Origin of the sequence: Megasphaera sp. An286, from assembly GCF_002163455.1 — a bacterium.
Taxonomy (GTDB): Bacteria; Bacillota; Negativicutes; order Veillonellales; family Megasphaeraceae; genus Megasphaera; species Megasphaera stantonii.
The window spans coordinates 1-18,710 of the sequence record NZ_NFIY01000013.1; the positions used below are offsets into that span (position 1 = coordinate 1).

17 protein-coding genes and 1 tRNA gene are annotated in these 18,710 nt (G+C 54.5%); 2 read left to right on the plus strand and 16 right to left on the minus strand.

Features of this window, described 5'->3' with window-relative positions:
• Positions 1 to 206 precede the first annotated feature (206 nt).
• Both B5F80_RS07045 and gyrA read right to left on the minus strand, forming a co-directional pair.
• Positions 207 to 1,382: an iron-containing alcohol dehydrogenase gene (locus B5F80_RS07045; RefSeq protein ID WP_087478119.1), complete on the minus strand. Its 1,176-nt coding sequence runs from the start codon at positions 1,380 to 1,382 to the stop codon at positions 207 to 209.
• A 165-nt stretch (positions 1,383 to 1,547) separates the two neighbouring features.
• Complete coding sequence (gyrA, locus tag B5F80_RS07050) at positions 1,548 to 4,019, minus strand: DNA gyrase subunit A (RefSeq protein ID WP_087478120.1); 2,472 nt, start codon at positions 4,017 to 4,019, stop codon at positions 1,548 to 1,550.
• Positions 4,020 to 4,227: 208 nt separating this feature from the next.
• Between gyrA and B5F80_RS07055 the strand changes: the two genes are divergently transcribed.
• Positions 4,228 to 4,800, plus strand: a complete 573-nt coding sequence (locus B5F80_RS07055) for an XRE family transcriptional regulator (protein WP_087478121.1) — start codon at positions 4,228 to 4,230, stop codon at positions 4,798 to 4,800.
• 79 nt (positions 4,801 to 4,879) lie between these two features.
• Here the strand turns inward: B5F80_RS07055 and B5F80_RS07060 are convergent, their stop codons facing one another.
• The 8 genes from B5F80_RS07060 to B5F80_RS07095 all read right to left on the minus strand — a co-directional run bounded on the left by B5F80_RS07060 (position 4,880) and on the right by B5F80_RS07095 (position 14,210).
• Positions 4,880 to 5,782, minus strand: coding sequence for a glycyl-radical enzyme activating protein (locus B5F80_RS07060; protein ID WP_087478122.1), 903 nt, complete (start codon positions 5,780 to 5,782; stop codon positions 4,880 to 4,882).
• On the minus strand, positions 5,772 to 8,141 hold the full coding sequence (locus B5F80_RS07065; RefSeq protein ID WP_087478123.1) for a pyruvate formate lyase family protein: 2,370 nt from the start codon (positions 8,139 to 8,141) through the stop codon (positions 5,772 to 5,774). The genes B5F80_RS07060 and B5F80_RS07065 overlap by 11 nt, the downstream gene beginning before the upstream one ends.
• A 254-nt stretch (positions 8,142 to 8,395) precedes the next feature.
• A complete protein-coding gene (locus tag B5F80_RS07070; protein ID WP_087478124.1) occupies positions 8,396 to 8,863 on the minus strand; it encodes a CBS domain-containing protein in 468 nt (155 codons plus the stop codon).
• 16 nt (positions 8,864 to 8,879) lie between these two features.
• Entirely contained in the window at positions 8,880 to 10,607 is a 1,728-nt protein-coding gene (locus B5F80_RS07075; RefSeq protein ID WP_087478125.1) for an NADH-dependent [FeFe] hydrogenase, group A6, read from the minus strand.
• Positions 10,608 to 10,619: 12 nt separating this feature from the next.
• Entirely contained in the window at positions 10,620 to 12,512 is a 1,893-nt protein-coding gene (nuoF, locus tag B5F80_RS07080; RefSeq protein ID WP_204246359.1) for an NADH-quinone oxidoreductase subunit NuoF, read from the minus strand.
• A gap of 36 nt (positions 12,513 to 12,548) precedes the next feature.
• Positions 12,549 to 13,037 (minus strand): NADH-quinone oxidoreductase subunit NuoE, encoded by a 489-nt coding sequence (nuoE, locus tag B5F80_RS07085; RefSeq protein ID WP_087478126.1) that lies wholly within the window; start codon positions 13,035 to 13,037, stop codon positions 12,549 to 12,551.
• 249 nt (positions 13,038 to 13,286) lie between these two features.
• A complete protein-coding gene (locus B5F80_RS07090; RefSeq protein WP_087478127.1) occupies positions 13,287 to 13,811 on the minus strand; it encodes a Gx transporter family protein in 525 nt (174 codons plus the stop codon).
• 9 nt (positions 13,812 to 13,820) lie between these two features.
• Entirely contained in the window at positions 13,821 to 14,210 is a 390-nt protein-coding gene (locus B5F80_RS07095; protein WP_087478128.1) for a NusG domain II-containing protein, read from the minus strand.
• Positions 14,211 to 14,349: 139 nt separating this feature from the next.
• Here B5F80_RS07095 and B5F80_RS07100 point away from each other — a divergent pair, with 139 nt between their 5' ends.
• A complete protein-coding gene (locus B5F80_RS07100) occupies positions 14,350 to 15,006 on the plus strand; it encodes a tetratricopeptide repeat protein (protein ID WP_087478129.1) in 657 nt (218 codons plus the stop codon).
• A gap of 61 nt (positions 15,007 to 15,067) precedes the next feature.
• Here B5F80_RS07100 and B5F80_RS11345 read toward each other — a convergent pair whose 3' ends face one another.
• The 6 genes from B5F80_RS11345 to B5F80_RS07130 all read right to left on the minus strand — a co-directional run bounded on the left by B5F80_RS11345 (position 15,068) and on the right by B5F80_RS07130 (position 18,696).
• Complete coding sequence (locus B5F80_RS11345; RefSeq protein ID WP_204246360.1) at positions 15,068 to 15,274, minus strand: hypothetical protein; 207 nt, start codon at positions 15,272 to 15,274, stop codon at positions 15,068 to 15,070.
• A 140-nt stretch (positions 15,275 to 15,414) separates the two neighbouring features.
• Complete coding sequence (locus B5F80_RS07110) at positions 15,415 to 15,663, minus strand: hypothetical protein (RefSeq protein WP_087478131.1); 249 nt, start codon at positions 15,661 to 15,663, stop codon at positions 15,415 to 15,417.
• A 70-nt stretch (positions 15,664 to 15,733) separates the two neighbouring features.
• The gene (gene gmhA, locus B5F80_RS07115; protein ID WP_087478132.1) at positions 15,734 to 16,291 is read right to left on the minus strand and encodes a D-sedoheptulose 7-phosphate isomerase; all 558 of its coding nucleotides are present in this window, start codon (positions 16,289 to 16,291) and stop codon (positions 15,734 to 15,736) included.
• Positions 16,292 to 16,308: 17 nt separating this feature from the next.
• Positions 16,309 to 16,872, minus strand: a complete 564-nt coding sequence (locus B5F80_RS07120) for a carbonic anhydrase (protein ID WP_087478133.1) — start codon at positions 16,870 to 16,872, stop codon at positions 16,309 to 16,311.
• Positions 16,873 to 17,036: 164 nt separating this feature from the next.
• Positions 17,037 to 17,113: transfer RNA gene (locus B5F80_RS07125), tRNA-Arg, on the minus strand.
• Positions 17,114 to 17,262: 149 nt separating this feature from the next.
• Positions 17,263 to 18,696, minus strand: coding sequence for an aspartate ammonia-lyase (locus B5F80_RS07130; protein ID WP_087478134.1), 1,434 nt, complete (start codon positions 18,694 to 18,696; stop codon positions 17,263 to 17,265).
• Positions 18,697 to 18,710 lie beyond the last annotated feature (14 nt).

Here is an 18,710-nt window from a genome sequence, read left to right on the forward strand (position 1 = left end):
GACTCGCCCGGGCTTGTCAAGCACTTTTTTGAAGTTCTTTTCAAGCGAACCGGCTATCCGGCCTGCCGCGGCGTCCTGCCGCAACAGCTTGTTTAGTATATCCTCTTTTTAGTCTATTGTCAAGGAAATTTTTCTACAAATTTTATAAAACGTCGCAAAACAGGAAAAGGCGGCGGGAAACCCCTGCCGCCTCGCCTGATTTATGCTTATTCAGCCATTTTATAAATCTTATATATATCGGCCGACGTCAGCTGCCCGAAGCAGCCTTCTTTGACCATATCCCGCTTCGTGCATTTCTTCGCCATGTCCCAATACTGTTCTTCCGTCGGCTGGATGCCCAATTCCGTCAGCGACGTCGGCATGTCGATTTCTTTAAAGAAGGCTTCCATCTTGGCGATGCCTTCCAGGGCCGCCGCTTCCTCGTCTTCAGTCTGCACGTCGAAGACGAGACGGGCTAATTTAGCGAAGCGCCCTACGTCTTTATGCAGGACGTACCGGGCCCAGCTAGGCCAGATAGCCGCCAAACCGGCGCCGTGGGCGACGTCGAACAGGCCGCTGACTTCCATTTCGATATGGTGCGTGCCCCAGTCGCCGCGGCCGTTGCCGCCGTCGAACAAGCCGTTATGAGCGAGGCTACCGGCCCACATGATTTCAAAATTGGCGTTGTAGTCCTTCGGATTTTCTTTTACGATGCGCGCGTTTTTGATGACGTTGCGGATGAGAGCCGCCGCCATGGAGTCGGTCAGGTCGTCTTCTGCATTCGGGTTGAAGAACCGTTCCAGCACGTGCATGATCATATCGACGTTGCCGCAGGCCATCTGATACGGAGGCAGCGTGTACAACAGCTCCGGATTCATGATGGCGAAAATCGGGCGAAGGATGTCGTTCTGATAACCGATTTTATACCAGCCCTTTTCGTTCGTAATGACAGAAGCCCAGCTCGTTTCGCTGCCGGCTGCGGCGATGGTCAGAATGCAGCCCAGGGGCACGACCCGTTCCGGGACGGCGCGGCGCAGATAAAAGTCCCACACGTCGCCGTCATAGTAATAGCCCATGCCGACGGCTTTGGCTTCGTCAATAACGCTGCCGCCGCCTACGGCCAAAATGAAATCAATCGATTCCTGTTTTGCCAATGCAATAGCTTCGTGCGTATGCGAAAGGAGCGGATTCGGGTGCACGCCGCCGAAGGCAACATAGGACACGCCGACGTCTGTCAGGGCCTGTTCCACCCGGTCGAGCAAACCGGAACGCTTGACGCTGCCGCCGCCGTACAGGACCAGCACCTTCGTTGCGCCGTAGCTCTTCACGATATCGCCGACCCGCCGTTCTTCGTCTCGGCCAAAAAAGACCTTTGTCGGCGTATAGTAGGTAAAATTATTCATAGTCATCCCTCCATATCTGATTCTGCGTTGTGATGATACCTTCATTATATAAGGTCGTCCCGTTCTGTGCAATCAAAACAGATGGGGCAATCTGCACGCATACGATACGACCTTGCGCGCTGTATGCAAAAAAAGAGACTCCGCAGAGCCTCTTTTCAGCAGATATTATGCGTCGAACAACGTATCCTGCGAATCCTCTTCGCCTTCTACAGTGATCGTATCTAACGCAGCGACTTTATCGTCGCCTTCCAGTTTTTGAATCTTGACGCCCGACGTATTGCGTCCCTTCTTGATGCCGATGCTTTCGATATCCGTGCGGATGACGATGCCGTTCGACGTAATGAGCATGAGCTCCTGATTTTCGTGGACGACTTCTACGCCGACAATCGCGCCGGTCTTCGGCGTAATCTTGAAATTCTTCACGCCTTTGCCGCCGCGCAGCTGTATCTTATAGGCGTCCATGTTGTTCCGCTTGCCGAAGCCTTCTTCGCTGACCGTCAGGACCTGGCAGTCCGGCTCGAGCACGTCGGCGCCGATGACGCTGTCCCCTTCGGCCAAGGAAATGCCGCGGACGCCGCGGGTATTGCGGCCCATGGGACGGACGTCGTTTTCATTAAAGCAGATCGCCATGCCCAGCTTCGTCGCCAGAATAATGCGCTGATCTCCCTTCGTCAGGCGCACCTTCGCCAAGTGGTCGCCTTCCATGAGGGAAATGGCGATGAGGCCGTGGCGGCGGACGTTTTTAAATTCCTTCAGCTCCGTCTTCTTGACCAGCCCCTTTTCCGTCGCCATGAACAAGTTCATAGACGGGTCTACCTGGTCCAGGTCGATGAGGGCGTTTACCTTTTCCCCGCTGGCCATCTGCGGCAGGATGTTGATCGCGGCGATGCCCTTGGAGTTGCGGCTGTTCGCTTCGGGGATTTCGTAGGCCTTCAGGCGGTATACTCGGCCAAAGTTCGTAAAGAACAAGACCGTATTGAGGGACGACGTATACAGCAAGTGGTTGACGGCGTCTTCATCCTTTGTGCTCATGCCCTTGATGCCCCTGCCGCCCTTATTCTGCGTATGGTATACGTTGGCGTTGATGCGCTTTACGTAGCCCCGGCGCGTCAGGGTAATGACCATCCGTTCGTTCGGAATCATGTCTTCGATAGCAAAATCGGACGAGTCGGCTACGATTTCCGTCCGCCGTTCGTCGGCAAATTTCTTCTTTGCGTCGAGTAATTCCGCCTTGACGATTTCCATAATCTTATGGTCGTCAGACAGGACGTCGCGCAAGTAGGCGATCCGGTCCTGCACTTCCTTGTATTCCTGTTCGATTTTTTCCCGTTCCAAGCCGGTCAGGCGGCGCAGGCGCATGTCGAGAATCGCCGTGGACTGCTTGTCGCTGAGGCCGAATTTGCTCATCAAGGCCTGTTTGGCGATTTCATCGGTCTGAGATTCGCGAATCGTCCGGATGACTTCGTCGATGTGATCCAGCGCAATGAGCAGGCCTTCCAAGATATGGGCCCGGGCCAGCGCCTTTTCCAGCTCAAATTTGCAGCGCCGCGTAATGACGACCTTCTGGTGGTCCAAATAGTAATGGAGGACTTCCTTCAAGGTCAAAATGCGGGGATGGCCGTCGACGAGGGCCAGCATGATGACGCCGAAGGTTTCCTGAAGCTGCGTGTGCTTGTACAGCTTGTTCAGGACGATGTCCGGGTTGGCGTCGGCCCGCAGCTCGACGACGATGCGCAGCCCCTTGCGGTCCGATTCGTCCCGCAGGGCCGTAATGCCGTCGATTTCCTTATTGCGCGACAAGTTGGCAATCGATTCGATGACCCGGGCCTTGTTGACCTGATAGGGAATTTCCGTGACGACAATGCGGTTCTTCCCCTTCGCCATGGGCTCGATGGACGCGCAGGAGCGCATCTTGATGCTGCCGCGGCCCGTAGAGTAGGCTTTTAAAATGCCGTCGCGGCCCATGATTTTCGCGCCCGTCGGGAAGTCGGGGCCTTTGATCTTGGTCATGAGCTCGTCCAGGCTCGCTTCGGGATTGTCGATGAGCATGACGCAGCCGTCGATGACTTCGCCTAAGTTATGGGGCGGAATGTTGGTCGCCATGCCGACGGCGATGCCGGCGGAGCCGTTGACCAGCAGATTGGGGATCTTAGACGGCAGCACGACCGGTTCCTGGAGAGAACCGTCGTAGTTAGGCATAAAATCAACCGTATCTTTGTCGATATCTTCCAACATTTCGCCGGTGATCTTAGCCATACGCACTTCTGTATAACGCATGGCAGCCGCGGAGTCGCCGTCGACAGAGCCGAAGTTTCCGTGACCGTCAACAAGAGGGTAGCGCGTGGAGAAATCTTGGGCCAGGCGGACTGTCGCGTCATATACGGAACTGTCACCATGGGGATGATACTTACCTAAAACTTCCCCGACGATACGCGCTGACTTTTTGTACGGCTTGTTCGGCGTCATGCCCGCTTCATGCATGGCGTACAAAATACGGCGGTGAACAGGCTTGAGCCCGTCCCGTACATCAGGCAGTGCGCGCGTAATGATAACGCTCATGGCATAGTCGATGTACGACGTCTGCATTTCGCTTTCCAGACAAACCGGTAATACTTTATCAGATTGTTGTTCGTCCACAATGTCACCTCAAATATAATGTAATAATATAAATACTGGGACCTCCTGCACATATCATTATAGATATATATTTAGGATATCTGTTCTATTATACCAAAAAATCAGCGAAATAGATAGCTCCGCCGAAAAACAGCCCTGTATCTGCCTTGACGCGCCTTTTATAAAGGATGTAGAATAGAGAAAAAGCATTCTTTAGGGAGAATCCATCATGACAACTTCGCCTATTATACCCGATGATCCGGCAAAGGAAATCGGAAAAATTTTAAAGCGCATCCGCTTTGACCGCGACTTGACATTGGATAATGTCGCCGCCATGACCGGCGTGAGCAAAACCATGTTGGGACAAATCGAACGTGGCGTATCCGTACCGACGATTTCCGTCTTGTGGAAAATCGCCAAGGGCCTGCAAATTTCCTTGTCGACCTTGCTGAACGAACCGCCGCAGCAATACCAGGCCGTCGACATCCTGAAGGATCTGCAGCCCATTTACGATGAAAACAACAACATGATATTGTACAATATCTTCCCCTTCAATCCCCTCAGCGGCTTTGAATATTTCTACATCATCCTTCAGCCCGGCACGAAGCATCATTCCGACGCCCACCGCAACATTGCCGAAGAATACGTCATCGTCACGGAAGGCACCTTGACCCTGCAGGTCGAACAGCAGACCTTTACGCTGACGGCGCCGGCTAAGATCAATTTCCGGGCCAACGCGGACCACTACTACATCAACAACACGGATAAGCCGGTCATTTTCCAGAATATCATGAAATATTAATGCACGCCCGCAGCAAGGGCTGCAGCAAAAAACCTCTCTGCCTCCTATCCCATGGATAGGAAAGCAGAGAGGTTCTTTTTTATTTAAAGGATACGGCGCGGACGCCTTCTCTTTCGATGATATCGGTTAAATGCTGCAGCTCCTCCTGCGTGGGAGTCCGGAACTCGCCCTCGTCATAGGGCATTCCCAGCTGCACATACTTGTCCACGCCATACGGATGATAGGGCAGCAGCTCGATCTGCGGGTCGCGGAGATGGGCCTTGACAAACTGCGCCGTGCGGCTGATGTTGTCGTCGTCGCCGTTGACGCCCATAATCGTCGGAATGCGGACGACGATGCCGCCGCGCTGCGCGCCGAGAGCGGCGATATTGCGCAGGATGAGGTCGTTGTCGACGCCGGTAAAGGCGAGGTGCTTGTCCCTATCCATGTGCTTGATGTCCAGGAACAGCAAGTCGATTTTATCCAACGTAGGCTGCAGGGCCTCCAAGTCGAAATAGGCGCTCGTCTCGATGGCCTGATCCAGCCCCATGTCGTACACGGCGTCGACGAGCTCTGCCAGAAATTCCGCCTGCATGGTGCATTCGCCGCCGGAATAGGTGACGCCGCCGCCGGAATTGCGGAAAAACCGCAGCTGCGATTCCAATTTGGCCACAATCTCATCAACAGTATACTCTGTGACAGTATTCTTGCGTGCCTTTTCCAGGCAAGCGTCGACGCAGGCGCCGCATCCCATGCAGCGTTCCCTGGCCTGGGGCGACTGGAAATCGAAGGGGATGCCTTCGGGGCATACAGCTTCGCAGCGGCGGCAGCCAATGCACCGCGACGCGACGTACAGGATTTGATTTTTCGGCGTATATCCTTCGGGATTTGCGCACCACCGGCAGCGCAGGGGGCATCCGGCGAAAAAGATCGTCGTCCGGATGCCGTCGCCGTCGTTGACGGAATAATTCTGCAGCTGTAAAATGCGGCCCTTAGAAGCCATCGTGAACGCTCCGGCGAATGATGGAATCCTGCAGCGTCTTGGAAAGGTGGACGAACTGCGTGCTGTATCCGGCTACGCGAACCAGGAGGTCTTTGTAATCTTCCGGATGCTTCTGCGCTTCGAGGAGCGTTTCCGTAGACAAGGTGTTGAACTGTACGTGGAAGGCGCCCATATCGAAGAAGGTCTGTACCATAGCGGCCAGGTTGCTTCTGCCCCGTTTCGTCTTGACCAGGTCGTGGCTTAAGCGCATGTTGAGCAGCGTGCCGCCGGAGTGAACGTCCTGGTTCATCTTAGCGCAGGAATTCATAGCGGCCAAAGGCGTAGACGTATCGGTGCCGGCAACAGGCGAAACGCCTTCGGAAATCGGTTCGCCGGCCTTGCGTCCGCATGCCGTCGCGCCGATAACCCGGCCGGTCGGAATGAAGTTGGAAATGCCCATAAAGGCACTCGTAAAGGGATTGCCGTAAATATCCGTGTATTTATGCGTTTCTTCATAGAAATGATTGGAAATGCGCTGGGCGATGTCGTCGACAAAGTCGTCGTCGTTGCCGTACTTCGGCGCGTTCTGAGCCTGCTTGCGCAATTCTTCGTAGCCTTCCCAGTTCTTGTCCATGGCGTCGAGGATTTCGTCCATCGTGCAGACCTTATCTTCGAACACGAGCTTCTTAATCGCCGCCAGGCTGTTGGCCGATTCGGCCAGGCCGATGCCGGTCAGAACGGGGCCGACGTTGTACTTGGCGCCGCCGTCGACGAGGTCCTTGCCCTTTTCCAGGCAGTCTTCAAACAACGCCGAGAAATAGGGACGGGGAATCATGTCCTTCTGCAGGCGCTGGGCGATGAGCGTACCCGTGACGGAAATGTCGATGAGGTTGTCGAACTGTTCCATGAAGGCTTTTTCTACGTCTTCATACGAAGCGAACTTTCTGTCCTGATAGATAGGCAGGCCCATTTGCTTGCCCGTCATGCGGCTCTTGCCGCCGTTCGTCGCATATTCGAAAGCGCCGCTGAAGTTGACGTTTACGGTGCTCGTCCATTCAAAGGTCTTGCGGAAGTGGGGAACAACGCAGCCGCAGTTATTCCAGTCGCGGGCGTCTTCCGTATCGTAGCCGAGGTTTTTCAGCATCTGGTAGCCCGTCTTATCGCTGTGAATGGCCGGGAAGCCCGTACCCAGGGCGATGAGGTCCATGACGGCGTCGACGAATTCCTTCGGGCTGTTCTGGGAAATGCGGACGGATAAGCCCGGCTGATGAGTCTTTACTTCAGCCGTCGCCTTCAGCGCCAGGTAGCTCAGCTCGTTCGTCGCGTCCTTGCCGTAGCGGTCGCTGCCGCCGACGGTCAGGTTCTGGAACTGGTTATAGCCGGCGAAGAAGTCTGCCGTGTTGGCCGAAATCGTCCAGACCCATTCGGACAGCTTGAGCCAGTAGCATTCGATGAGCTCTAAAATACCGTCGTCGTCGTGGAGCTTATTGTCGATATCGTAGCGGTAGTACGGATACATGTACTGGTCGAAGCGGCCCGGGTTGAGGGACAAGGGATTTTCCATCAAGATGCCGCCGAGCTGATAGAACCAGATCATCTGCAGGGCTTCCTGGAAGGTCTGAGGCGGGAATTCGGGAACGCGGCGGCAAATCGCGGCAATCTGCTGCAATTCGCTCTTGCGCACGGCGTCCGTCTCAGCCGCAGCCATTTCTTCCGCCTTGTCGGCATAGCGATGGGCCAGGATAATCATGCCTTCGCCGCACAAGATGACGGAGCGGTAGAAATCGTATTTTTTCAGCGCGTCGGGCTGGGAAAGCTTGAGCTGGGCCATTTTTTCCCGGCACGTATCGATAATGCCGCGGAAGCCTTTCTTAAACAAGACGTCCTGGTAGTCCGGCGTAATTTCGCCGACGGACTGACGCCATTTGGAGTCGATGTCGATGATGCCCGTGTCGACGGCTACCTTCGCCGTTTCTGCCGGAATCTGGGCCAAGAAGGCTTCTTCCAGCGATTTGCCCTTCCAGTAAGGGAAGATATTCTGGCGAACGAAGGCCCGCTGTTCGTCGGTCATTTCATAGGGGTCCTGCACGCGATCGGAGAAATGATCCATTTCCCGATCTACCCAGGTCCAGGAAAATTCAGGCGTCAGGATGCCGCACTTGCGGAATTCGCCGACGGCGCCGACGATGAGCTCGCCGGGGAAAATCGTGACGACGAGTTGTTCGCATACGTCTTTAAACGCCTGGGCGCGGCGAATCGGTTCCGTCTGGCCTTCCGTTTTTTTATACGACTCGGTCCAGATTCTGGCCCGGTCATAAGAAATAGCCGGTTTGTTATTTACATATTCATTTTTTGCTCTTTGAATTCGTTCCGTAAGCATAGGATGTGCCTCCTCTTCGAAGCACAAAGCATTTTGTGCGCTATAACGTCTTTCATGACTTCAATGTATCACATTAATGCTCCATTGTCAATAGAAAAAAGCAGGTCCTTTGCCGCATGCCATCGGGCCCGGCGGCGCGAGCTCCGTCGCCGCTGCGCCTCGCCCTTCGGCGCAATAAAAGGGCCGCCCCGCCGCTGGCGAGACAGCCCTTCATCGTCCGATCCCGACGGAAGGAGCGCCGTCGTCAGGACAGGTTATCCATTGTATTCCTTATATAATTCGTTCAGGATGTGCCGTCTCGTCACGAGACCTACGAGCCGGTTGTTGTCGATGACCGGAATCAGCTTGAGATGCTCCGATACCATGATGCCGGCGATCTGTTCGACCGTCGCCTTCGGCGAAGCGACGACGACGTCCGTCGTCATGAGCTCCTTCGCGTTGCAGGCCATCTTCTTCTGATAGCCCTTTTCATACTCGTTCATGCCGTTGTAATAGACGTTTTCTCCGAGCAAACTGGAATAATGGGCCATATGGGGCTTAACTTTTTTATACACCAGGTCTGCTTCCGTCACGATGCCCGCCAGAGCGCCGTCGTCCCGTACAATGGGAATGACGGCTACGTTATGCTCTACCATCATGTCGATGAGGTCAAAGACAGACGTGTCCGGAGCGGCCGTGACAAAGCTTTTTTCCATAATATCGGCAACAGTACGTTTTTCCATCGAAAACCTCCCCCTCTCAGCGTACTTGTCTGGAATAGGTCGTATGCAGCAGCTTGTGGGCTTTTTCACCCAGCGGCTCGCCCAGCCAGTTTTGATACAGCGCCTGAATCTGCGGATTGTCGTGAGATTTGCGGAGACGGCTGGCGTCGTCGATGCGATACAGCGCTTCCATTCTCTTTTTCTTGATAGCCATGCTCGTCGGAACGGGCTGGCCGCCGCCGCCGATGCAGCCGCCGGGACAGGCCATGATTTCAATGAAATCATATTCGGCGTTGCCGGCCCGGATGCGGTCCATGATCTGCTGCGCCGCTCCCAGGGAATTGCAGACGGCAATGCGGACCTTATGACCGGCTACGTATACTGTCGCTTCTTTCGTCTGATACAAGCCGCGGACGGCCGTATATTCGATGTCCTTCAGTTCTTCGCCGGCTACGATATCGGCGACGGTGCGCAAGGCCGCTTCCATGACGCCGCCGCTCGTGCCGAAGATGACGCCGGCACTGGAGCCGAGGCCAACCAAGGGATCGTCGAAGTCGCTGTCCGGCAGGGACTCAAAGCTGAGCCCGTCTTCACGGAGCATACGGCCCAGTTCACGCGTCGTAATGGAAATATCGACGTCCTGATAGCCCGACGCGCGCAGCTGCGGCCGCAGGCATTCGGCCTTCTTAGCCGTGCAGGGCATGATGGACACGCTGACGATGTTCGCCGGATCGACGCCGGCCTTTTCGGCCCAATAGGTCTTGATGATGGAGCCGAACATGCCCTGCGGCGATTTTGCCGTCGACAGATGATCCAATAAATCGGGATATTTCAATTCACACATATTGACCCAGCCGGGGCTGCACGACGTAATCATCGGCAGGACGCCGCCGTTCTGTACCCGCTGCAGGAATTCGTGGCCTTCTTCCATAATCGTGAGGTCGGCGCTGAAGTCCGTGTCGAATACGCGGTCAAATCCCAGGCTCTTCAGGGCCGATACCATCTTGCCCGTTACGATACTGCCCGGTTCCATGCCCAGCTCTTCGCCGAGAGATACGCGGACAGCCGGCGCGATTTGGCATACGACGACCTTGTCGGGATCGTGGATGGCGTCCCATACGCGTTCCGTATCGTCCTTTTCGCGAATCGCCGCCGTCGGGCACACGCTGGCGCACTGGCCGCAGTAGGTGCAGGCCACGTTGGACAAATCCTGCTCGAAGGCCGTCGAAACCATGGAGTCAAAGCCGCGGCGGGCGTAGCTGTACACGTTCATCTTCTGCACGTCGCGGCACATGCGGATGCAGCGCCCGCAGAGGATGCATTTATCCTGGTCGCGGACGAGGCAGGGGTTGGAATCGTCAATCGTATGGGTTTTCACTTCCCCGCCGTCGAAGCGCCGCGTGCGGACGCCCAGGTCGGCGGCCATCTTCTGAAGCTCGCAGTCGCCGTTTTTCTGGCAGGACAGGCAGTCCTGAGGATGGTTTGCCAGCAGGAGCTCCATGACCATGCGGCGGGCCGCCCGCACCTTGCTCGTATTCGTCTTGACGACCATGCCTTCGGCTACGGGATAGCAGCAGCTGGCTACCAGGCCCTTGGCGCCGCTGACTTCGCAGATGCAGAGACGGCATGCGCCTTCAGGTTTCAAATCGGGATGATAACACAAAGTAGGAATATATATACCGGACATCCGCGCCGCTTCCAAAATAGTAATTCCTTTGGGAACCGTGACGGTCATGCCGTTTATCGTTAAAGTAATCGATTCCATAACACACTCTCCTTACGCCTTTTTAACAGCCTTGAACGGACATTTACTCATGCAGACTCCGCATTTGATGCAGCGCTGCGGATCGATGACGTGCTTTTCCTTCGGCTGGCCCGAAATCGCGTGGACCGGACAGTTGCGGGCGCACAAGCCGCAGCCCTTGCATTCGTCAGAAATGACGTAGTGCAGCAGGTCGGCACAGACGCCGGCAGGACATTCCTTGTTTTCAATATGGGCCTTGTATTCGTCGCCGAAGTAGTGAATAGTGCTCAGTACGGGATTGGGAGCCGTCTGGCCCAGGCCGCAAAGAGCAGACAATTTAATATTATTGGCCAAATCCTGGAGGAGATCGAAATCGCGGCGCGTCCCCTGGCCCTTTGTAATGCGGACGAGGATTTCCAGCATGCGCTTCGTCCCTTCGCGGCAGGGAGCGCATTTGCCGCACGATTCGGCCTGCGTAAAGGTTACGAAGAATTTCGCCACGTCGACCATACAGGTCGCTTCATCCATGACGACCAAGCCGCCGGACCCCATCATTGCACCGATGCCGGACAAGGAATCAAAGTCGACAGGCGTATCAAGCATGGCTTCAGGCAGACAGCCGCCGGAGGGGCCGCCGATCTGCACGGCTTTAAAGGCCTTGCCATGAGGAATGCCGCCGCCGATTTCAAAGATGATTTCCCGCATCGTAATGCCCATGGGCACTTCGGCCAGGCCCGTGTTGTTGATTTTGCCGGTCAGGGCGAAGACCTTCGTCCCAGGAGACGTCTTCGTGCCGATGGAGTTGAACCACGACGCGCCGTTGCGGATAATCGAAGCGACGTTGGCCCACGTTTCGACGTTGTTGTTGTTCGTCGGCTTGCCCCATAGGCCGCTGTTGGCCGGGAAAGGCGGACGGGGACTCGGCGTGCCGCGGCGGCCTTCAATGGAAGCGATGAGAGCCGTTTCTTCGCCGCAGACAAAGGCGCCGGCGCCTTTCTTGATATGAATCTTAAAATTAAAGCCGCTTCCTAAGATATTATTGCCGAGCAGGCCGATTTCTTCTGCCTGCTTGATCGCGACTTCCAATCGGTGAATAGCCAAGGGATATTCAGCGCGGCAGTAGATATACGCTTCGTCGGCGCCGATAGCGTAGCCGCCGATGCACATACCTTCCAATACAGAGTGGGGGTCGCCTTCAAGAACGCTGCGGTCCATGAACGCACCCGGGTCGCCTTCGTCGGCGTTGCAGATGATGTATTTCTTATCGCCCGGCGCGTTGCGGCAGAACTGCCATTTTTTCCCCGTAGGGAAGCCTGCGCCGCCGCGGCCGCGCAGGCCTGAGGCAACAACTTCGTCGATGACGGCCTGCGGTTCCATGGTCAGCGCTTTCGCCAGGCCCTGATAGCCGTCCATGGCGATGTATTCGTTGATGTTTTCCGGATCTACGAGACCGCACCGTGCCAGGACGCGCCGTACCTGCTTCTTGTAAAAGGGAACTTCGTCGTTTGTCTGAACGCGCGTTTCCGTCACGGGGTCCATGTACAGCAGCGATTCTACGACTTCGCCCTTCATGATATGCTGTTCTACAATGTCTTTGGCGTCGCCGGCCTTTACGTGGACATAAAAGGTATTTTCCGGATATACCGTTACGATAGGGCCGTTTTCGCAGAAGCCGTGACAGCCCGTCTGAATCAGCTTAACCGCCGCCGACAAGCCGTTGTCTTCCAAAGCCTTCTGAAAGGCCTCCTGCAACTTTACGGAATTGGAAGCCACGCAGGCCGTACCGCCGCAGACCAGGATGTGCTTCTGCACGCCGGGACGAGTCCGGTCGACAGGCGTTACGGGAACGTTCTTTTCCGGCATCCGTATTTTCATATAGTCTTTCAGGGATTCGCGCAATGCGTTTAATTCTGTTATGGATTTCATTCCTGTATGCTCCCTTCACGGTAAAATGAATCGATCTTATTCGTAGCTGGCCAAAATACGGGATATATCGTCGCTCGTCAGCCGGCCGTACGTTTCGCCGTTGATCTGCATGACCGGAGACATGCCGCAGGCGCCCAGGCAGGCAATGGTTTCCAGCGTAAACTTCTGATCGTCCGTCGTGTTGCCGGCTTTGATGCCCAGCTGCTTTTCCAGCTCGGCCAGAATGTGCTTGCCGCCGCGGACGTGGCAGGCCGTCCCCTGACAGCAGCAGATGATATTGCGTCCCCGCGGGTTCAAATGGAACTGGGAATAAAAGGTTACGACGCCGTACACGTCGGCAATCGGCACGTGAAGCCGTTCGGCAATGTACACCAGCGACGGCCGGGGCAAATAATTAAATAAATCCTGCACGTCCTGCAGGACGGCGATCAGCGAGCCTTCCTGCCCTTCATACTTCCTCATGATTTCATCAATTTTATCTTTTTTCTGTTCAAACGCTTCTTGTACGCTATTCGATGTCATCATATCCGCCTCCCATATTATGCAATTTTCTCATTTTCCAATTGCATTTCGATAATGATACTATACAACTTTTTTATCAAAATGTAAACATTTAAGTATAATATGCATTCTATTTAATTATTTGTGAATCTTTTAACTTTATTAAACGTTTTTGTAATAATTTTCGTCAACTATAAAAAACAGGGATGCAAATAGAGTACGGTCTCCATCTGCATCCCTGAGTCTGCGCCCAAAAGGCTGTATATGTAATTGTCAAACTAGCTGCTGCATCCGCTTGTATACGGGAAGCTTCCGCAAGTGAGCGAGCGTAAAAGAGGCCGTTACGCCGATGAGAATCCCCGTGCCGACGCCGGCAACGGAAAGCACCGGCAAATACAGCATGATTTTGATATTTTCCACGACCAACGAAGCGACGATGACTTGTCCCAGATTATGAAACACGCCGCCGGCTGCGCTGACGCCGATCAAGCTGAACCGTCCCGCCCGTTTCAGCGCAATCATGCTCACCAGACTAAAGGCCGCGCCGGCCGCGCTGTACAAAAAGGCGTTGATGCCGCCGCCGAAGGCCGTCGATAAGGCGACGCGCAGCAGCAAAATCAGGCAGGCGTCCCGCTTTTTCGGCAGGGCGTACAAGGCGATGACCGTAATGAGATTGGCAAGACCCAGCTTAGCGCCCGGCGCAATGAACGGCACGGGCAGCATGCCCTCGACGATATATAAGACGAGGGACTGGGCGACAAACAGGCTCAATATGATGATGCGAAAGGTTTTGTTCATGTGACACCTCTACCGGGCGGGAATAACATCGGGCTCGCCGCCATGGGACGAGCGCACTTCTACGAGGACTTTGTGAGGCAGACAGACCGTCGTCGCACCGGGCTGGGAAATAAAGCCTTCTCCGATGCAGATTTTATCGGGGCAGTCCGCCTCGACGATGCCGATTTCCTGATCTCTCACGACGACCGTATTATAGCCCGACTCGGTACGGATCGTAAACGTATCCGTACCGTGATGATCTGACAGCGGTACCGTTTTATATTCTTTTCCATCGACCTGTATGACGGCGTACGTCCCGCCCTTGTCTGCCGAATTGCCGCCGAGCAGGAATACTCCCTCGGGAATGAAGGAAGCCGCCAGCAGCGCCGCTATGAGGATAATATCCCATTTTTTTATCATGACACGACTCCTATCCGCCGAAAGACAGCCATTCCTGCCTCATCGGCGCGGTGCAGCACCGGTAATCAACGTATTCTAATTATAGCAAATTTTAGTATAATAGGGAAAAGAAATACTATTTGAAAAAGGAGGCCTCGCCATGAAATACAAGATATGCCTCGCCGTCTTAGCGTCCGTCCTCGCCCTCTCCGCCTCGGGGTGCAGCTCATCCCAAGACGAAGGGCAGCCAAACATGCCCCAGCAACAGCAGTCCGAGACGAAAACCGCGCCGCCGATCAGCGCTGAATCAGAACGATTTTGCCAGGAAGGACTGGCCGCCTACAGCCGGTTCGAATACGACGCGGCCATCGCCGCCTACGACAAGGCCATACAGACCGACGGCCGCAATTACCAGGCCTTATCGGGAAAGGGCGTCGCTTTAGCCATGCGCGGCAACGAGACGGGCAGCCGTCAGGACGTCGCCGACGGCATCGCGTCCATCCAAAAGGCCCTGGCCCTGCAGCCCGATTACGTCCCGGCCTTTTACGACCTGGCCCTAGCGTATAAAATCGACGGCCAGTACGACAAATCCATATCCTATTTTCAAAAGGTATTGACAGCTGACCCGAACAATACGTGGAGCTATTACGGCATAGCGACCATATACGGCGATAAGGGCGACGCCAAAAACGCCGTAGTCTATTTGAAAAAGGCCGCCGCACTGGACAAAGAAAACGTCTTGGAAGCGGCCCGCACGCAATCCCACTTTGACTCCATCCGCAATGACGCGGAGTTCCGCGCCCTCATATCGCCGTAGCAGAAATATCTGCAAAATAGGCATTAAGTATCCTCTAATATCATACAATGGTTATAATAAGTCACCGTTTCTTCACAGCTTTAAGCATTACCTTAGTCGCTCTATAATACGCATTTATTCGAGGAATATCCAGCAACGCCACATCCCGTTCTGCCGCTTGTACAAAAAGCTTCGATAATCCATCCCATTGCCGGATATCACCTTTTTCTTTCAGTGTCCATCCCAGTTGTTCCAACGTAAAGTTACCTTTCGCTAAGTTATTCATCATCGACGTCGTTACCCAATTTGATGAATCGTCTATCCCGCCAAGCGAAACGGGTATGATATGGTCTATGGTCGGCTGCCATTCCCAATAAGCTATGTGGCATGCGTCAGTTTTCCAGTGAGGATGATATGGAAATATATCGTTTAATTCTTCCGATCTTCCGACATGACGCGAAGCATACCTGGATTGATAAGTCGTTGTCCCGAATACCTATCAATAAAGCCGTCTTGAAAAAACTGGTTTATCATTTCTTTAACTGAATATTTCCGTTTGTTCGCTGCTACAGGAATAAAGGGATAGCGTTCTTGAATGAGATGTTTTGCCTGCTCTTTCTCATCGGCATTTAAACAGAGCGCAGCTTGAACTAATGCTTCTATATGTAAATCATTCACGATTCGTTTCTCCACCTAAAAACAAAGCACCGGATCCTGCCAAGGAATTCGGTGCTTTTGCAAATTGAATTTACATGTCTTCTTCGGCAATTTCACAGAGGATATGGCCGATCATGATGTGCATTTCCTGGGCCCGGGCCGTCGTCTTTGCCGGAACGGCCAGGATGACGTCACACAGCTCCTTCATCTTGCCGCCGCCGATAGCCGTCATGCCGATGACCTTCATGCCTTTGGCCTGCGCTTCGGCAATGGCCGCCAGGACGTTGCCGCTGTTGCCGGACGTCGAAATGCCGACGAGGACGTCGCCTTCGTTCCCCAAGGCCTGAACCTGGCGGCTGAATACGGTTTCATAGCCGTAATCGTTGGCCACGGCCGTCAGGACAGACGTATCGACGGTCAGGGCAATCGCCGGAAAGGCCCGCCGTTCCTTCTGGAATCGGCCGACGATTTCCGCCGCCAAGTGCTGCGAATCTGCGGCGCTGCCGCCGTTGCCGCAGAACAGGATTTTATGGCCCGTCTGCAAGGCCGTCTTGATTATATCGCCGGCTTCGGCAATGGCCGGGGCCAAGGCCTTCGTCGCCTGAAATACGGCTTCATGTTCTTTCATACGTTCTTCAATGATATTCATACGATAGCGCCTCCTCATCAGACATTGGAATTATCGTCTACTACGCGGATTTCCCCGCTGTGCGGATGGATGACCATGCCATAGACAGCGATATCCTTCGGTAAATAGGGATTAGCGCGCAGCCGCCGTACCGTTTCCTTTACAGACGTATCGACGTCGCCGATCGGGTCGGCCCATTGCCGCAACTTCGGCCGCACGGCTTCGATGACGGCGCTGTCGATGCCGGCTTCGGCCATTTTCCGGCTCAGGCTGTCCGACGTCGTGTTGAGCATGCCGCAGTCGTCGTGGCCCATGACGACGATATCATGGACGTGAAGCTCGTACACAGCTACCATCAGGCTGCCGATTACGCTGTCAAAGTCGTCGAAGGCCGTGTTGCCGGCGACCTTGATGATCTTCGCTTCGCCGCGGCGTAGCCCCATGGCCGGCTCGAGGAAATCGAGAAGGCGCGTATCCATGCAGGTCAGTACGGCCAGATTGCGGTTCGGGTATTTGCTCACTTCGTCCAAACCGCCCTGGGCCAGGGCTTCCTTGACAAAGGCTTCGTTTGCCGTCGTAATTTGCTGTATCAATGCTGACATGATCTATTCCTCCTATGGCCGCGCGGCTCCGGCGAGCCGTTCAGCCTTAATATATTCGTCTATTCGTTTCTATTCATTTCGTCGACTCCGAACGCCTTCCTATCGCCGCATTTCACGACGCCCATAGGAAACAGGCCGTCCGGACTGGCTCATAGATAAAAAAATGGTGCGCCCAAGATGACTCGAACATCCGACACGCAGTTTAGGAAACTGCTGCTCTATCCAACTGAGCTATGGGCGCACAATAATACTATACGCTATGTATGATAGCATGAATCTATAAAAAAATAAAGTGGAGATTGCGCAAAGACCGGTTCCCTTCACACAAAAAAACGTCGCCTCATCGTCGGAAAACGCGGAGGCGGCGTTAGTTATGATTTATATATTCAGTTAATTCGAAGCGAGTTTCCGGCTGTCCTGACGATGGAGGAACGTTTCTCCCGCAATTCCCGGCTTCGTCATCTCTTGCGGCGAAAGAATGACGTCGAGCTGCTCTTTCGTCAAGGTGCCGTGAGCCAGGATGATGTCCCGAACGGGCCGTCCCGTGCTGTACGCTTCTTTCGCCAGCATCGCAGCTTCTTCGTAGCCGATATGGGGCAGCAGCGCCGTAATCACGCCTACGCTGCGGTCCACCCAATGCCGGCATCCTTCCGTATTCGCCTGCAAATCCTTCAGAAGGTAATCTACAAAGGTCTGTACGGCGTTCGTCAAATAGTCCATGGAATGAAAGAGATTAAAAGCCATGACCGGCTCCATGACGTTCAATTCAAACTGGCCGTTTTCAACGCCGAGCGTAATCGCCATATCGTTGCCAATAACCTGATAACAAGTCTGATCCAGCACTTCGGCGATAACGGGATTCACCTTGCCCGGCATAATAGACGACCCGGGCTGACGGGGCGGTACGTTTAATTCATGAAGGCCGCATCTCGGTCCGGACGCCATAAGGCGGATGTCGTTTGCCATTTTAATCAGCACCAGCGCCGCCGACTTCATGCTTCCCGATACGTCGGCAAATACATCCGTATTATTCGTAGCATCGATCATATTGCGGGCCGTAACAAACATTTCCCCCGTCAGCTCCGACAACTTTGCCGCTGCCAGCTTGCTGTATTCCGGTTCGGCGTTCAGCCCTGTGCCGACAGCGGTGCCGCCCATATTGACGACATGCACGTCGTCCAGAGACGTTTCGATTCGCCTGCGGGCGCGGCGGACGGCAGACGCATAGGCGGCCATTTCCTGTCCTAACGTAATCGGCACGGCGTCTTGCAAATGCGTACGGCCCATTTTCAATACGTCTCGAAATTCATCGGCTTTTTCGTCCAGCCAAAATTCCAGCGTCCGCAGCGTACTGGCCAAGGCCTTCCCCTTTGCGGCAAGACATACTTTGATGCTCGTCGGAAATACGTCGTTCGTCGACTGGGCCATATTGGCATGGTTGTTCGGCGAGATGATGTCGTATCGTCCCTTCGGCTTGCCTAAGATTTCCAGAGCCCGATTGCAAAGGACTTCGTTCATATTCATGTTGATAGATGTGCCGGCGCCGCCCTGAATCGGATCGACAGGAAATTGATCGAGCCACCGTCCTTCTATAATTTCATCGGCTGCGCGCGTAAGCGCCTTCCCGACGATATCATTCAGCCGCCCCGTTTCCATATTCGCCAATGCCGCCGCTTTTTTCACAGTCGCCATCGCCTTAATAAAGTCCGGATCCAGCCGTTCGCCCGTAATGTGAAAATTCTTAACGGACCGCATCGTCTGCACGCCGTAGTATGCTTCATCGGGTACGTTCATCGTCCCTAAAAAGTCATGTTCTTTTCGCATGGGTGTCCCTCCAA

What these genes read in the sequence shown, in the direction of transcription:
- gmhA (WP_087478132.1), bottom strand. Translation starts at nt 16,291, where the DNA reads ATGAATATCATTGAAGAACGTATGAAAGAACATGAAGCCGTATTTCAG.
- B5F80_RS11345 (WP_204246360.1), bottom strand. Translation starts at nt 15,274, where the DNA reads ATGATGAATAACTTAGCGAAAGGTAACTTTACGTTGGAACAACTGGGA.
- B5F80_RS07055 (WP_087478121.1), top strand. Translation starts at nt 4,228, where the DNA reads ATGACAACTTCGCCTATTATACCCGATGATCCGGCAAAGGAAATCGGA.
- B5F80_RS07060 (WP_087478122.1), bottom strand. Translation starts at nt 5,782, where the DNA reads ATGGCTTCTAAGGGCCGCATTTTACAGCTGCAGAATTATTCCGTCAAC.
- B5F80_RS07130 (WP_087478134.1), bottom strand. Translation starts at nt 18,696, where the DNA reads ATGCGAAAAGAACATGACTTTTTAGGGACGATGAACGTACCCGATGAA.
- B5F80_RS07075 (WP_087478125.1), bottom strand. Translation starts at nt 10,607, where the DNA reads ATGGAATCGATTACTTTAACGATAAACGGCATGACCGTCACGGTTCCC.
- B5F80_RS07065 (WP_087478123.1), bottom strand. Translation starts at nt 8,141, where the DNA reads ATGCTTACGGAACGAATTCAAAGAGCAAAAAATGAATATGTAAATAAC.
- B5F80_RS07045 (WP_087478119.1), bottom strand. Translation starts at nt 1,382, where the DNA reads ATGAATAATTTTACCTACTATACGCCGACAAAGGTCTTTTTTGGCCGA.
- B5F80_RS07090 (WP_087478127.1), bottom strand. Translation starts at nt 13,811, where the DNA reads ATGAACAAAACCTTTCGCATCATCATATTGAGCCTGTTTGTCGCCCAG.
- B5F80_RS07070 (WP_087478124.1), bottom strand. Translation starts at nt 8,863, where the DNA reads ATGGAAAAACGTACTGTTGCCGATATTATGGAAAAAAGCTTTGTCACG.
- B5F80_RS07095 (WP_087478128.1), bottom strand. Translation starts at nt 14,210, where the DNA reads ATGATAAAAAAATGGGATATTATCCTCATAGCGGCGCTGCTGGCGGCT.
- nuoE (WP_087478126.1), bottom strand. Translation starts at nt 13,037, where the DNA reads ATGATGACATCGAATAGCGTACAAGAAGCGTTTGAACAGAAAAAAGAT.
- nuoF (WP_204246359.1), bottom strand. Translation starts at nt 12,512, where the DNA reads ATGAAATCCATAACAGAATTAAACGCATTGCGCGAATCCCTGAAAGAC.
- B5F80_RS07100 (WP_087478129.1), top strand. Translation starts at nt 14,350, where the DNA reads ATGAAATACAAGATATGCCTCGCCGTCTTAGCGTCCGTCCTCGCCCTC.
- B5F80_RS07120 (WP_087478133.1), bottom strand. Translation starts at nt 16,872, where the DNA reads ATGTCAGCATTGATACAGCAAATTACGACGGCAAACGAAGCCTTTGTC.